This window comes from Pseudoalteromonas sp. CO348, assembly GCF_004208845.1.
Lineage (GTDB): Bacteria > Pseudomonadota > Gammaproteobacteria > Enterobacterales > Alteromonadaceae > Pseudoalteromonas > Pseudoalteromonas maricaloris.
In genome coordinates, this window is the sequence record NZ_SGPI01000032.1 from 24459 (window position 1) to 38200 (window position 13742).

Annotated in this window: 17 protein-coding genes; 9 read left to right on the plus strand and 8 right to left on the minus strand. The window is 43.6% G+C overall.

Annotated features, from left to right (window positions below):
• Positions 1–3: 3 nt before the first annotated feature.
• Positions 4–1104 (minus strand): phosphoribosylaminoimidazolesuccinocarboxamide synthase, encoded by a 1101-nt coding sequence (locus EXT48_RS16075; protein ID WP_045964896.1) that lies wholly within the window; start codon positions 1102–1104, stop codon positions 4–6.
• 188 nt (positions 1105–1292) lie between these two features.
• Between EXT48_RS16075 and EXT48_RS16080 the strand changes: the two genes are divergently transcribed.
• From EXT48_RS16080 to EXT48_RS16090, 3 genes are read left to right on the plus strand one after another with little or no spacing between them, the layout of a single operon-like run.
• Positions 1293–1985 (plus strand): ABC transporter ATP-binding protein, encoded by a 693-nt coding sequence (locus EXT48_RS16080; protein WP_130165026.1) that lies wholly within the window; start codon positions 1293–1295, stop codon positions 1983–1985.
• Entirely contained in the window at positions 1979–3310 is a 1332-nt protein-coding gene (locus EXT48_RS16085) for an FtsX-like permease family protein (RefSeq protein WP_130165027.1), read from the plus strand. The genes EXT48_RS16080 and EXT48_RS16085 overlap by 7 nt, the downstream gene beginning before the upstream one ends.
• A 10-nt stretch (positions 3311–3320) precedes the next feature.
• Positions 3321–3827: a DUF3299 domain-containing protein gene (locus EXT48_RS16090; protein ID WP_010605860.1), complete on the plus strand. Its 507-nt coding sequence runs from the start codon at positions 3321–3323 to the stop codon at positions 3825–3827.
• A 99-nt stretch (positions 3828–3926) separates the two neighbouring features.
• Here the strand turns inward: EXT48_RS16090 and EXT48_RS16095 are convergent, their stop codons facing one another.
• Positions 3927–4160: a hypothetical protein gene (locus EXT48_RS16095; protein ID WP_130165028.1), complete on the minus strand. Its 234-nt coding sequence runs from the start codon at positions 4158–4160 to the stop codon at positions 3927–3929.
• A 255-nt stretch (positions 4161–4415) separates the two neighbouring features.
• Between EXT48_RS16095 and EXT48_RS16100 the strand changes: the two genes are divergently transcribed.
• The 4 genes from EXT48_RS16100 (at position 4416) to EXT48_RS16115 (ending at position 6353) form a co-directional block, all read left to right on the plus strand.
• The gene (locus EXT48_RS16100; protein WP_130165029.1) at positions 4416–4733 is read left to right on the plus strand and encodes a helix-turn-helix transcriptional regulator; all 318 of its coding nucleotides are present in this window, start codon (positions 4416–4418) and stop codon (positions 4731–4733) included.
• Between the two features lie 459 nt (positions 4734–5192).
• Entirely contained in the window at positions 5193–5375 is a 183-nt protein-coding gene (locus EXT48_RS16105) for a hypothetical protein (RefSeq protein WP_045964906.1), read from the plus strand.
• A 25-nt stretch (positions 5376–5400) separates the two neighbouring features.
• Positions 5401–6084 carry a hypothetical protein gene (locus tag EXT48_RS16110; protein WP_130165030.1) on the plus strand — a complete coding sequence of 228 codons (684 nt, stop codon included), beginning with the start codon at positions 5401–5403 and terminating at the stop codon, positions 6082–6084.
• A 44-nt stretch (positions 6085–6128) separates the two neighbouring features.
• On the plus strand, positions 6129–6353 hold the full coding sequence (locus tag EXT48_RS16115) for a hypothetical protein (protein ID WP_130165031.1): 225 nt from the start codon (positions 6129–6131) through the stop codon (positions 6351–6353).
• 71 nt (positions 6354–6424) lie between these two features.
• Here the strand turns inward: EXT48_RS16115 and EXT48_RS16120 are convergent, their stop codons facing one another.
• The 6 genes from EXT48_RS16120 to asnA form a co-directional block, all read right to left on the minus strand.
• Complete coding sequence (locus tag EXT48_RS16120; RefSeq protein WP_130165032.1) at positions 6425–7015, minus strand: biliverdin-producing heme oxygenase; 591 nt, start codon at positions 7013–7015, stop codon at positions 6425–6427.
• Between the two features lie 120 nt (positions 7016–7135).
• A complete protein-coding gene (locus EXT48_RS16125; RefSeq protein ID WP_010374286.1) occupies positions 7136–7528 on the minus strand; it encodes a RidA family protein in 393 nt (130 codons plus the stop codon).
• A gap of 10 nt (positions 7529–7538) precedes the next feature.
• Positions 7539–9641, minus strand: a complete 2103-nt coding sequence (gene spoT / locus EXT48_RS16130; protein WP_010605866.1) for a bifunctional GTP diphosphokinase/guanosine-3',5'-bis pyrophosphate 3'-pyrophosphohydrolase — start codon at positions 9639–9641, stop codon at positions 7539–7541.
• Positions 9642–9889: 248 nt separating this feature from the next.
• Positions 9890–10165 carry a DNA-directed RNA polymerase subunit omega gene (gene rpoZ, locus EXT48_RS16135; RefSeq protein ID WP_010374289.1) on the minus strand — a complete coding sequence of 92 codons (276 nt, stop codon included), beginning with the start codon at positions 10163–10165 and terminating at the stop codon, positions 9890–9892.
• A 102-nt stretch (positions 10166–10267) separates the two neighbouring features.
• A complete protein-coding gene (gene gmk, locus EXT48_RS16140) occupies positions 10268–10891 on the minus strand; it encodes a guanylate kinase (RefSeq protein WP_130165033.1) in 624 nt (207 codons plus the stop codon).
• 470 nt (positions 10892–11361) lie between these two features.
• Positions 11362–12357 carry an aspartate--ammonia ligase gene (gene asnA, locus EXT48_RS16145; protein ID WP_010374293.1) on the minus strand — a complete coding sequence of 332 codons (996 nt, stop codon included), beginning with the start codon at positions 12355–12357 and terminating at the stop codon, positions 11362–11364.
• Positions 12358–12518: 161 nt separating this feature from the next.
• On the opposite strand from asnA, the gene asnC reads away from it, so the two are divergent.
• A complete protein-coding gene (asnC, locus tag EXT48_RS16150) occupies positions 12519–12977 on the plus strand; it encodes a transcriptional regulator AsnC (protein ID WP_010374296.1) in 459 nt (152 codons plus the stop codon).
• Between the two features lie 50 nt (positions 12978–13027).
• Positions 13028–13726: a tRNA (guanosine(18)-2'-O)-methyltransferase TrmH gene (gene trmH / locus EXT48_RS16155; protein WP_069020577.1), complete on the plus strand. Its 699-nt coding sequence runs from the start codon at positions 13028–13030 to the stop codon at positions 13724–13726.
• Positions 13727–13742: the final 16 nt, after the last annotated feature.

Here is a 13742-nt window from a genome sequence, read left to right on the forward strand (position 1 = left end):
GAATTAATCTATTAAACCGTACTGCTTATCAAGAATATCAATAACTTCTTGGCGAGGATCAGCAGGGATCGTTAGTTCACGGCCAACGATTTTACTTGCGATCCCAACGTAAGTTTCGCTTACCGACATCATCACAGCTTCTGGCAAAAGATAATCGCGAGCAAGTGCTTCACGCTCAGGCATGCGGTCTTTATTCAGCAGCACATCGCTATCTGGTACGTTGTTTATCAATAGCTGGCGGAAACCTTCTTTTGAGTTTTCAACGATCTTACCATCGCGATAAGCTGGGCCATCCCAGATACGTGACGAGTCAGGCGTACCCACTTCATCAATGTAAATTAGGCGCTCTTGGCCGTCTTTATCTTCAACGTAACCAAACTCAAATTTAGTATCAACAAAGATCTGATCAAGCTTCTCAAGCTCTTTACTGATCAGGGCAAAGCCCTCGGTTAGCAACTGCTCGTACTTATCCACATCTGCCGCAGATTTAAAGTTGAACGCCGCAAGATTATCTTCGATGTTTTTACGAGAGATGTTTACGTCATCCACTTCTGGTACGTCTGCTAAACCTTTGATGATCCCTTTGGTTGATGGTGTGATTAAGACATCATCTAGTTTTTGATTGGCCTCTAAACCTTCTGGTAATTGCAAGCCACAAAACTCCCTTACGCCCTTTGCGTAATCGCGCCACATGCTGCCGGTAATATATTGACGCGCAATCGCTTCAACTCTTACCGTACTGGCTTTACGCACAATCCAAACATAAGGATGTGGAATATCAACAATGTGATTACCTGCAAGGCCAGCTTTATCAAAAAGTGAAAACCAATGTGAAGCAACGCTGTTAAGCGCAATGCCCTTACCCGGTACACCGTTAAGACCATTTTCACCTTGCCAAATACAATCAAACGCTGAAATACGGTCTGAAATGACCATAATTGCCAGCTCTGTACCAACCGGGACTTGATAGCCTTTTTCTTCAATTAAACGTGCACTGTCGGCGTCGGTTAACCAATAAACTGAACGTACTTTACCACTGTGAACCGCACCTTTAGTGCGAATTGGAAGATCGTCATTAACGTCTAAAACTTTGTAGCTACTCATTGTTACTCCAATGACAGGATGCGCCTTGCTAAAGGGCACAAAATAATGAGGGGGTTAGGGTCGCTATAATAGTCGAGCTGAACAAAAATCACAATTTAACTTACACGCTTGTTGTTGAGCTTAACTTAGTTTTGCTTTAGTCATTATTGTTATACCATCACAACATTATTTGCCAGCGTTGAGGCGTTATGCTTACGATATCTCAATTACAGTTTACATGGCCTAAGTCGAGCACCCCGGTGCTAACCATACCTAAGCTACATATCGCCCTAGGTGAACACGTGTTTTTACATGGTCCAAGCGGCAGCGGTAAATCGACTTTGCTAGGACTTATTGCCGGCACCTTGGATTGCCAGCAGGGAGAAATTGAAATTGCAGGTACAAACGCGAGCGCACTGAGCCGTGGCCAACGAGATAAGTTTAGAGCCGACCATATAGGTACTATTTTTCAGAACTTTAATTTGTTGCCCTATTTGTCGCCTGTTGAAAACGTTACTCTTGGCTGCGAATTTTCCAAAAAGCGCAGGCAAAACATCTCCTCGCAGAATAAATCGCTTGAGCAGGAAGCCAAACTTCTGCTCTCTGATCTTGGTATAGACGAGCACACTCAGCAGCGCAGTGTCGCGGAGTTAAGTATTGGCCAACAGCAGCGCGTAGCCGCCGCTCGCGCATTTATTGGCAGGCCCGAAATCATTATTGCCGATGAGCCAACCTCAGCCCTCGATGCCGACAGCCGTGATGGCTTTATTAAATTACTCTTTAGCCAAGCCGCGGTTTACAGTGCATCTATTCTCTTTGTCAGTCACGATAAAAGTTTAGCGCCGTTATTTGATAGGCAAATAAGCTTGCCTGATTTACAACAAGGAGCATCGCTATGCTAATCAAACTTGCGTGGAAAAGTACACTAAACCGAAAAGCCAGCGTCGCCCTAACTCTAGTGACCATTGCAATTAGTGTCATGTTGCTGCTGTCGGTTGAGCGTGTACGCCAAGACGCAAAATCCAGCTTCGCAAACACTATTTCTGGCACAGACCTGATTGTCGGCGCACGTACTGGTGATATTCAGCTTTTGCTTTCAAGCGTATTTAGAATTGGTCACGCCAATAATGCCGTACAATGGCAAAGTTACGAGTACATCAAGGCACAGCGCGGCGTTGCTTGGAGCATTCCCATTAGTTTAGGCGATAGCCACAAAGGCTTTGCTGTGCTGGGCACAGATGCAAGTTACTTCAGCCATTATCAATACGCTAAAAAACAACACCTCACCTTTGCCGCTGGTCGACCATTTCACAATGGCCAAGAAGTGGTGCTTGGGGCTATGGTCGCAAAAAAACTGGGTTATCAGCTGGGACAAAAAATCGTCATTTCTCATGGCATGGGCAATACCAGTTTCCATCATCATGATGACAATCCGCTGGTTATTTCTGGCATTTTGGCAGCCACAGGAACGCCGGTAGATAAAACGCTACATGTGCCATTAAGTGCCATCGAGAGTATGCATAGCTCAGGGCACAGCAAGCCATCACGAATAGTTGCACGAAAACAAGATGCAACGCAGCATGAGCATGAGCATGAGCATGAGCATGACAGCAAAAACAATAATGCTCTAGTTCACAACCTCGACTCCAAACCCGGTGATTTAATCGGTTCAACAAAGCAAATCACTGCATTTTTACTCGGTTTTGAGTCACCGCTCTATACCCTCCAAGTGCGCAGAAATATTAATCAGTATAAAGGTGAGCCTTTGCTGGCAATTATGCCGGGGGTGACATTAAGAGAATTATGGGAAATGCTAGATATCGTCGAAAAAATCTTGCTTCTCATTACCCTTGCTGTGGTGTTGATAAGCTTACTTGGCATGTTGACCTCATTGCTCGCCACGTTGAATCAAAGGCGCCGAGAACTTGCTATCCTACGCTCCGTTGGTGCGCGGCCTTGGCATATTTTTACGCTTCTCATTAGCGAAGCGATTTTTATCACCGTGTTAGGGTGTGCTTTCGGTGTAGCGCTTTTTTATGCCTTGCTCATTGCTGCCCAATCCGGCCTACAAAGTCAATTTGGCGTAGTCCTAAGTATCTCAGCGCTCTCAACCTATGAACTCACGCTACTAAGCGTTATTATAGGCGCAGGTACTTTGATCGGCGCCATTCCTGCCGCCCGTGCTTATTTTTACTCGCTTGCCGATGGCATGCAAATTAAAACCTAAGAGGATCAAGATGCAGTTAACCGCACGAACTCACGTTTTTTACTTCATTGCATTCATCACTGCGATGGTATTCAGTGGTATCGCAAACGCAGCACCACCTAAAGAGATATTCTGGGAAGATTTAATCCCAAAAGGGCATGTCCAGATCAGCAATCAAGACGCAGCAAGTCATGATGGCGCCGAGCAAAATTGGGTGCAACCTGACTTAGATGCCCCAGTAGTCAAAGAGTTAGATGGTCAACTAGTCAGCTTACCCGGCTTTGTTGTACCACTTGAAGGTGACAGTGAAGTGATCACCGAATTTTTGCTGGTTCCCTACTTTGGCGCTTGTATTCACGTGCCACCACCGCCGCCAAACCAAATTGTTCATGTCAAAATTAAAGGCGGTGTTCCGATTGAAAGCCTATATGATGCAATCACAGTCAGTGGCACGATTAAGGTTTCTACTTGGAAGGGCGACATCGCGCAAACAGGTTATATGATGGAAGCCAAAGGCGTCGCGCCATTTGAGCTCTAAAAGTCATATAAATCACTAAAAAAGAGTGCCAATACTTAATTGAGCTAGATTGGCACTCTTACCACTGCAAAACATACAATTTTATTTCTTTTATTTACCCTACTCAGTGGTAGGAACACTGGCATACACCAGTTCGATAAGATTATTCATGGTTCGTGACTTTTGCATATACGCCTTTTCCATATACGCCAGCTCCTGAAGCTCAAATAAGGTACTCTCTACAAGAGAAAACCACTTAGCGGTCGTCTCTGCTATCTCAACCTCTCCGCGACTCGATTTTTTAAGTGCTTCATAGAGAATATTTAAGTCGTTATATTGACGTAGATAATCCATATCACCCTCAGTCAGTTGTTACCCTTGTTTTCATTTCACACTACAGTAACAAAAGCCTCGCTAAAAAATCTTGTCGAACCCATTTTTCTATTAAAATGATGAAAATAAAGTAAAAAGTATACGTAGGTTCTTGAGCGATATATCCATAATTGACTGATTAAATTTCCTCTTGCAGAAACATTTTTATTGATTACAATTACAAGTTAACAAAGATTACACATAAAAATAACTTAGATAGAGTGAACATACTCTCCCATACAAGAAAGGATTAAATTGGTGGGCAATCCCAATTTTAAATATAACGGTGATGACCTCAGAAGAATGCGCCTTGCTGCCCAAAAAACCACGCAGCAAATGGCCGATCTTGTTGGTATTAGCCGCCAAACATACGAAAACTATGAAAATGGTGTAAGCCGTATACCATGGGATCACTTTCAAGTTTGGTGTAAATACTGTGATATTGACCTTTCTCCCATTATTAAACAGTTTCAAGCCCTGCGGAGCTTAATTAGTGATACCCAATTAAGACGCAAAAGCCCGACCTCTCCTGATGCAAAGAAAGTGGAAGAGTAAGTAGTCATGTTTTTAGTTGATTTGAGCTGCAAAAGGATAAAAATAAATGAACTCATTAATGCAATGTACAACACCCAAAAATTTAAACTCCAGAAAAATATACTTTCATGAAATCAAGAAGGTAACTGGGGGAAGTCATGGCGGAACAGCAAAAGATCCGAAGTTAAGCCTTCATGCTCAAAAGGCAACGCAGCTCCAAGTGCTCGATATTCACCAGTTAAATACCGTAATCGGGGGGTAGTGACGGTTTATTAAAAATAGATCCCAAAATCACAAAAGGTGAGTAAGGCAATCAAGACTAAAGTAAACCCAGAAGGGGTGGGATTACAGGCAAGCAAACAGCTGAACAAGAGATCACATTTAAAACCTCTCAGTTTTACAAGTGATTCTCAATAGGTGATTTTCAGGGTACAGTATTAACAAGTTTAACCCACTGCAAAGACCGCAAGGAACACTAATATGAAACTCTTGAATCGCCATTTCGTAAAAAAGTTATTACTCACAAAACCAAAAAATAAGCTAATTTACACCCAACCTATATATATTACTTCTGCCAAATTGGTGAGTGGTGGTAGTACAGGAAAAATTGGCGACGATCCAAAAGTAGAAACAGAAAATGTAACAGCCGATTTAGGAAGTTAACACGTATGAAGTTTGGAGTTATCTAATGAACAGAACATGGGGCTTTGCTCTCATCATGCTAACCCTTTGGGGATTGATCTCGTACTTTCATATTTATTTTGAACGTTTCGTTGATATCCCCTTGCTATTACTAGTTTTATCTTTCTCTTACATAGCAAAAGAACAAGAAAATATAATACATATTACTATCGGATTACTCCTATTTATTGCTATTGAATTTGTTGGCTATGAGTTAATTGCAGAACTATGGTTCGCTGAGCATCCAGCCTATGTAAAAAACACCCTAACATTATCATTTCAACTTTTGATGGATCTTGGGGTATTTTTCTATCTCAAAAATAGAGTTCGCTTATCCACCTATTATGTAAATAGATTTGCCCCGGAGAAGCAAGAATATATCTATATGACACATGCTGATATTCTGCTGGTCGGTTTATTCTTTTTGTTTATGCTAGTAGATCTGGCAACTTTAGCTGAGAACATTATTCGAAATCTAGAATACTTTGGAGTAGATGAAAGTTTTGCAAAACAATTTTGGAGCTGGAATTGGTTTTATAAGGCTTACCCCTACATTAAATCGATTCTGCTTTCATGTGTCATAACTGTACTCCTAGCAACAGTTTACGTTGAACGTTTTCGTCCTGCGCCAATTAAAGAAAGTGAAGAAGACTTAACGCTTAAAAAATCCGAGCCACAGCATAGGTCATAGTGATCTGTGCTGCTTTTACCCTAAATCAATTGAAGGAATAAACGATGGATTTAAAACTGAACAAAAAGCAACTGAAGTCATTAGCAGGTAGTAAGCTAATTTTGGATAACAACAAGACCCGTGAGATTGGCGGTGGTTGCTCCTACTATTGTAGTCGCGACTTAAACTGTGACACCGATAGCCCAACGATGGTCTGCCCATCAAAGGCGTTAGCATGTGTTCCTGAGCCAAATACATTACATTGTGATTGCCCAACCAATATGTGCTAGTCACTAATCTGTCGCGATGTAATGTCGCGACTGCAACCGTGCTATTCTCCGTTCAACTTATACCAATTGTATTAAGCATAGACCTCTGCTTGATACTGCTGAAAACGCATAAAGGCCTGACGAGCGCCGGTGATCAATGCATCTTCTTGTGCACAGGTTAACTCAACCGTATCGATAAATTGAATTAAGTGACGCCACGCACTGCCGCGCCCGACTCCGGGGCCTGCTAAGTAACGCGCGCCATACTCACCTGTGACGGGCAAACGCGCCTGCACTTGACGCCCAAGCATTGCGGCCCCAACCTTAGAGCCTTCAACGACATAAAACGCGCCCAAAGCAGTCGCAAACTCGGTTGAAGTTGTGATAAACGGCGACAAAGACGGCACAGGTAATGTGTGCTGTAAGTCAGCAAAGTCCTGCTCCAACAACCCAAGCCGTCGGCGCGATTTGAGATCGTCAATATGCATAGAGAGTTCACGGTGCTCATATAATGCAGCGACATCTTTAAGAAACAGGTACTGAAGAGTCAAAAACTGGAGATAACGCTCAATGCTGGCAAACGGGTCTTTTGCCATAATGCTGTTATCTATGCGGTCGTGAAGATCAGCAGTACTTGCTTTTAATTTCAATGCACGGCTAGTAAGTGCGCTGGCTGCGGTCATGGGACTTCCTGTAATGTAATGCGAGGGGAAAATGAATGGACTGTGTTGGCTTTTTGAAAAGCCGCTCCAGCGATTGACACTGGAGCGAAGAGATATATCTAACAACTAGTTAACCTGTGGTTAGTTAGTTGAAGGCAACTCCATAATACCGTCAATCTCAACCTGTGCGCCTTTTGGTAGTTCTTTTACACCAATTGCAGCACGAGCTGGGTATGGCTTTCTAAAATACTGAGCCATGATCTCGTTGACCGTTGCAAAGTTGCTCAGATCAGTTAGGAAGATATTAACCTTAACCATATCTTGTAACTCGCCACCAGCCTCTTCACATACCGCGATAAGGTTTTTGAACACTTGGTGCGTTTGCTCTGCAAAATCTTCAGAAATAAATTCCATTGTCTCTGGTACCAATGGAATTTGGCCAGATAAATAGACCGCAGTACCAACTTTTACCGCTTGGTTGTAAGTGCCAATTGCTGCTGGCGCTTTATCTGTTGAAATAATAGCTTTGTTCATTAATGTTCCTTTATTTTTTACGATACACGCGTTGTACATCTGGCATCACTCGAATTCGGCGCATAATATCAGCGACATGAATTCGGTTTTTCACGGTAATACCTAGATCAATCACGTATAAATTACTTTCTTTTTCGTCCGTTGCGATTTCGACAATATTAGCTTGAGTCGTCGCAACCACATTGGTTAATTTAGCCAACGCACCTTGGTGGTTAATAATTTCCACACGCAGCGCCGCTATATATTCTTTCTCTGGGTTGTCTTCCCACTTCACGACGAAGTACTTCGAACGCTCGTTGCGCCAACCCTTAATATTTTTACATTCTTGGCGGTGAACCATTAGGCCTTTGCCTTGGCTCATATATGCTGTGATAGCGTCACCCGGCACCGGACGACAACATTTAGCATAGGTTACCAACATGCCTTCTGTTCCGATTATCGCGGCTTTGGCACGTTTAGCAATATCTTCTACCGCATTATCATCTTGCAGTAAACGCTTCGCTATCAATACGCTCATGATATTGCCACAGCCAATCTCAACCAGCAGCTCCAACAAGGTATTGAGGTTATGCTCTTCAAGTACGTTGTCGATTTGCTCTTGAGCAATATCATCTAGCTTATACTCACCCAATGCCGAGTCGAGCAAACGACGGCCTAGTTGGATCGCCTCTTCTTCTTGTTGGCTCTTGAGGTAATTGCGGATCCCAAGGCGTGCTTTACCCGTTACCACAAAGTTCAGCCAAGTAGCGTTAGGGTGTGCACCTGAGCTAGTAATAACCTCGACAGTTTGACCAGTATCCAACGCTTTACTCAATGGATAAGGCTTACGGTTTACACGAGCACCTACACAGGTATTACCCACATCGGTATGCACGGCATAGGCAAAGTCAACTGCCGTCGCCCCCATTGGTAACTCGACAATACGGCCATCTGGCGTAAAGACGTAAATTTCTTCTGGGAATAATTCGGTTTTAACGTTTTCCACAAATTCAAAAGACGAGCCTGCACTTTGCTGTAGCTCAAGCAAGCTTTGCATCCACTGACGCGCACGCTGCTGCGCGGTATGGCCGGCATTATCACCTGACTTTTTATACATCCAGTGCGCTGCTACCCCTTTATCCGCCATATGATCCATATCATGAGTACGAATTTGGATTTCTACCGGAATACCGTGCGGGCCTACCAGCGACGTATGAAGCGACTGGTAACCATTGGTTTTCGGTACGGCAATATAGTCTTTAAAACGAGTTTCAATTGGCTTATATAAATTATGCGCAACGCCTAGCACACGGTAGCAAGTATCCAGGTTGTCGACATTGATCCTAAAGGCGTAAATGTCCATCACCTCGTTAAACATCAACTCTTTATTCAGCATCTTGCGGTAAATACTGTATAAGTGCTTTTCACGGCCTTTTACTGAGCCTTGAATACCCGCTTCTTCCAGTCTAGATTCAATTTCAGACTGAATATTGCTGATCACTTCTTTACGATTACCACGTGCTTTTGCGACTTCTGAACGTAACGCACGATAGCGCATTGGATATAACGCCTGAAACCCGAGATCTTCTAACTCATTTTTAATATCATGAATACCAAGGCGGTTTGCAATTGGTGCATAAATCTCTAATGTTTCGCGGGCAATTCGACGGCGCTTGTCAGGACGCAAAGCGCCTAGCGTTCGCATATTGTGCGTTCTGTCTGCAAGCTTAATAAGGATGACACGAATATCCTGCGTCATCGCCATGATCATCTTACGATAGTTTTCGGCTTGGAACTCTTTTTTATCTTTGAAGCTCAGTTTATCGAGCTTTGACACCCCTTCCACCAACTCAGCGACCGTATCACCAAAGATTTCCGCTAAGTCGTCTTGGCTAAAGTCAGTGTCTTCAATAACATCGTGCATAAGCGCAGCCATGAGTGTTTCATGATCAAGCCTCATGCTCGCAAGGATCTGGGTTACTTCTACTGGGTGAGTGATATAGGGCTCACCGCTAGAGCGCGTCTGTCCCTCGTGTGCCTCACGGGCCACGACATAGGCTTTTTGCACCAAATCGACGTCTTCTGGTGACAAATATTCTGAGATTTTCTTTTTGAGGCCTTCAAACAGATACATTCACACTCCAATGTTTCAGAGAAGCTATACTCGGCGAGTATAAAACGGGTTACAAGCTAGTTACTTAAGAATATACGATGAAACACCAGCAATGCCAATGAACAATTTATGCTACTTGTTAGGAAATTAAAGGCGTTACGCGTTGTGTAATGTGCTGGCGATTTATACCAATTTGCTTAATTTCAATTGCTATAAAACAATAATGCCAGCAAAAAAGCTGGCATTATTGAATCTAGACAGTGGTTGGATTAGCGATTGCCACCAACGATTGCAGCTACTGCAGCAAGCTCTGCAGCTTCTTGGTGTTGCTGCTCTTCACGGTCGATAATATCAAGCGAGTCAGTGGTGACAAAACCTTGCTCAATTTCACGTAGCGCGATTACGGTTGGCTTGTCGTTTTCAGCATCAACCATAGGATCTTTACCGCCTACAGAAATTTGGCGAGCGCGACGCGCTGCTACTAAAATCAAGTCAAAGCGGTTACCAATTTTATCTACTGCATCTTCTACAGTTACGCGAGCCATCGAAGCACTCCAAATTCAGTTCATTATGCAAAAGGCTAGTTTACTGTATGTCTAGCCTTTCGCCAAGTATTGATGGTTAAAAAACCTCAGGTTTAAAAGTAATTATTTTAGCAAGTCGGCGATAAGTGCTTGATGACGGATAGACTGTGCTTTTTGCTCAAGTCTTGCGGCAATAACAATATGTTCAAGTTCACCGCGTGTTTGCTCAAAGTCATCATTGACAAGAATATAGTCAAACTCGTTGTAGTGTGAGCTTTCTGATTTCGCTTCAGCCATGCGACCTGCGATTACTTTTTGAGAGTCTTGGCCACGACCATTTAAGCGCTTTTCTAGCTCCGCAGTTGAAGGAGGTAAAATAAAGATGGTCTTTACTTCTGGCATCAACTCACGCACCTGACGCGCCCCCTGCCAGTCGATATCTAAAAACACATCAATACCAGCGGCAAGCTGATCTTCTATCGCTTGTTTTGAAGTGCCGTAGTAATTTTCGAATACTTGTGCCCACTCAAAGAAATCGCCTTTATCGATCAGCTGCTTAAATTCATCAACCGAGACAAAATGGTAATGTACGCCGTTTTCTTCGCCTGGACGAGGAGTACGCGTCGTGTGAGACACCGACACTTTAATATCGTCGTGCTTTTCCAATAACGCTTTGATTAAACTTGATTTACCCGCACCAGAAGGCGCAGAAAGGATAAACAGATTACCGCGTGTAGGTGATGTCATAGTCATTCTCAACAATTAGTACCGGCCGAGTGGTATTGGTTTACTCAAGTCTGCCGCAGAGCTAAAAGCGGGCATTATACCGAGTAACGTATAAGAATACACTAGGGATGAGAATAAGGAAAAGTCGAGGAATAAATTCAGCACTGTGAGTAACCCAGAAACCTATCACTGTACTAAATTTATTCCTCTAAAACAGAATGTTATTTTGTCGTGTAAAGCAGCGCCTACCAAGGCATTCACCCAGTAGGAGCGAGTTCATCTCGCGATCTCTTCACAGCTCGCGCATAAAGCATCTCCTACCAAAGTATTTACCCCGTAGGAACGAGTTCACCTCGCGATCTCTTAACAGCTCGCCGCGTAAAGCAGCGCCTACCAATGCATTCACCCCGTAGGAGCGAGTTCACCTCGCGATCTTTTAACAGCTCGCCGCGTAAAGCAGCGCCTACCAAGGTATTCACCTCGTGATCTGTTTAAAGCAAATCGGCTACGCTGCTACGTACTTCTTCAGGCCACACCCCAACTTGTACCTGACCAATGTGCTGCTTTTGCAACAGCAACATCACTAAACGCGATTGGCCAATACCACCTCCTATGGTTTGTGGTAATTCACCCGCAACTAACTGTTGGTGCCAATCTAAGCTCAAGCGTGCTTCGTCATCGGTTAATTTAAGCTGTCTTGCTAGCGAATCAGGACAAACACGAATGCCCATTGACGAGATCTCAAATGCGTCTTCTAGCACCGGGTTCCACACCAAAATATCACCGTTAAGCCCTTGGTATTTGTCGCATGTTGGCGTTGACCAATCGTCATAATCCGGCGCGCGAACGTCGTGAATCTTACCGTCACCAAGCTCTCCACCAATACCAATTAAAAATACCGCGCCATATTCTTGGGCAATCGCTTTTTCACGTTGCTTAGCTGTGAAATCTGGATACATAGTGCGTAATTCTTCACTGTGCACAAACGTAATTTTCTCAGGGAGGAATGCCGCAATGCCAAACTCATCCTCAACCACTTTTTCAGTTGCTTTAATTGAGCGATAAAGGGTTTCTACCGTTTCTTTTAGTTTTGCCAGCGAACGCTCACTGTTTTCGCAAATCACCTTTTCCCAGTCCCACTGATCCACATAGACAGAATGGATTGGCGATAACTTATCTTCGTCAGGGCGTAGCGCTTTCATGTGCGTATAGAGGCCTTCGCCTTTAGCAAAACCATAATCGCCTAGTGTTTTACGTTTCCACTTAGCAAGTGAATGCACTACCTCAAACTGCGCATCCGGTAGCGTTTTCACTTTTACCTGCACCGCCTGCTCGTGGCCACTTAGGTTGTCTTGAATACCATCGCCCAAACGCGCCAAAATAGGCGCTTGTACTTCAACTAAACCCAATTGCTCGGTTAGCTGTGCTGAAAATACTTGTTTTACTCGTGCTATCTGTTTTTGTGTCTCTTGATACTTGCTCAACATGGTTAGGTCCTCATTCCCGAATTTGTCGTTTTGTTGAGTCTATATTTAAAGAAAGCGACACAAACATCAATAACCCTCAACAAAAACACCTTTACATAATTATTTTCATCAAAAATATGCTATAAATTTTATATAAACGATAATTGTTAATGGATATTTACATGGAAAATTATGAGATCGACAATCTGGATAGATCCATCCTTCATGCTTTAAAAGAAAACGCACGAACGCCCTACGCAGAATTAGCAAAAAGATTTGCTGTTAGCGCCGGTACCATCCATGTTCGGGTCGAAAAAATGAAGCAAGCGGGGATCATTGAGGGAACTCAAGTGAGCATTAATGCCAAACGACTTGGTTATGATGTCTGCTGTTTTATCGGAATAAACTTAAAACATGCCGGCGACTACCCGGGAGCCATTGCACGTTTAAAGGAGTTTGAAGAAGTTGTTGAGGCTTACTACACCACAGGCAATTACAGCATTTTTATCAAAGTGATGGCGCGCTCCATCGACCACCTTCAAGATGTGCTTATCAATAAAGTGCAAACCATTGAGTCTATCCAGTCAACCGAAACACTAATCTCACTGCAAAACCCAATTCAGCGCACCGTTATGCCCTAGCTTCTTTTTTGTTATAATCGCGGGAATTTTTTGATTAGAGTAGTAAGTAGATGGCTGAGAATAGATTCCATCGTGTAAAAAGCGTATTAGATAGACGCCAAACCGACCTCACAGTATGCCTAGATGAAGTACATAAGCACCATAATCTGTCAGCGATTGTGCGCACCGCAGACGCGGTTGGCTGTCACCATGTACACGCAGTATGGCCACAAGATCAAAGACGGTTAACAAACAATACCTCTGGCGGCAGCAAAAATTGGGTTGAAACCCATATGCATGAGCATATCGACCAAGCTGTTGCGACAATTCGTGAACAAAACCCAGGTGTACAATTATTAGCTACAAATCTTAGCGATAGCGCCGTTGATTTTCGTGAAATTGATTACACCAAACCTACCGCTATTATTGTCGGGCAAGAGCGTTTAGGGATCTCAGAGCGCGCACTTGAGCATGCGGATCAGCACATCGTGATCCCAATGCAAGGTATGGTGCAATCACTCAATGTGTCTGTTGCTGCAGCGCTTATTTTATACGAAGCGCAGCGCCAAAGAGATGCAGCAGGACTGTACAAACGTACAGATATGATGGATCCTGTGGTAAAACATAAGTTACTATTTGAAGGATGTCATCCAATCATTGCAACCCGCTGTCGCGAAAAAGGGCTACCTTACCCGGCACTTGATGAGCACGGTGAAATCGTTGCAGATGAGGCTTTTTGGGACATTCTTAAGTTTACGCAGAAGAAATAAATAACGCGGATCGCGC

Coding starts and splice junctions, on each gene's coding strand:
- EXT48_RS16075 (WP_045964896.1), bottom strand. CDS start 1,104: ATGAGTAGCTACAAAGTTTTAGACGTTAATGACGATCTTCCAATTCGC.
- EXT48_RS16080 (WP_130165026.1), top strand. CDS start 1,293: ATGCTTACGATATCTCAATTACAGTTTACATGGCCTAAGTCGAGCACC.
- EXT48_RS16085 (WP_130165027.1), top strand. CDS start 1,979: ATGCTAATCAAACTTGCGTGGAAAAGTACACTAAACCGAAAAGCCAGC.
- EXT48_RS16090 (WP_010605860.1), top strand. CDS start 3,321: ATGCAGTTAACCGCACGAACTCACGTTTTTTACTTCATTGCATTCATC.
- EXT48_RS16095 (WP_130165028.1), bottom strand. CDS start 4,160: ATGGATTATCTACGTCAATATAACGACTTAAATATTCTCTATGAAGCA.
- EXT48_RS16105 (WP_045964906.1), top strand. CDS start 5,193: ATGAAACTCTTGAATCGCCATTTCGTAAAAAAGTTATTACTCACAAAA.
- EXT48_RS16110 (WP_130165030.1), top strand. CDS start 5,401: ATGAACAGAACATGGGGCTTTGCTCTCATCATGCTAACCCTTTGGGGA.
- EXT48_RS16115 (WP_130165031.1), top strand. CDS start 6,129: ATGGATTTAAAACTGAACAAAAAGCAACTGAAGTCATTAGCAGGTAGT.
- EXT48_RS16120 (WP_130165032.1), bottom strand. CDS start 7,015: ATGACCGCAGCCAGCGCACTTACTAGCCGTGCATTGAAATTAAAAGCA.
- EXT48_RS16125 (WP_010374286.1), bottom strand. CDS start 7,528: ATGAACAAAGCTATTATTTCAACAGATAAAGCGCCAGCAGCAATTGGC.
- spoT (WP_010605866.1), bottom strand. CDS start 9,641: ATGTATCTGTTTGAAGGCCTCAAAAAGAAAATCTCAGAATATTTGTCA.
- rpoZ (WP_010374289.1), bottom strand. CDS start 10,165: ATGGCTCGCGTAACTGTAGAAGATGCAGTAGATAAAATTGGTAACCGC.
- gmk (WP_130165033.1), bottom strand. CDS start 10,891: ATGACATCACCTACACGCGGTAATCTGTTTATCCTTTCTGCGCCTTCT.
- asnA (WP_010374293.1), bottom strand. CDS start 12,357: ATGTTGAGCAAGTATCAAGAGACACAAAAACAGATAGCACGAGTAAAA.
- asnC (WP_010374296.1), top strand. CDS start 12,519: ATGGAAAATTATGAGATCGACAATCTGGATAGATCCATCCTTCATGCT.
- trmH (WP_069020577.1), top strand. CDS start 13,028: ATGGCTGAGAATAGATTCCATCGTGTAAAAAGCGTATTAGATAGACGC.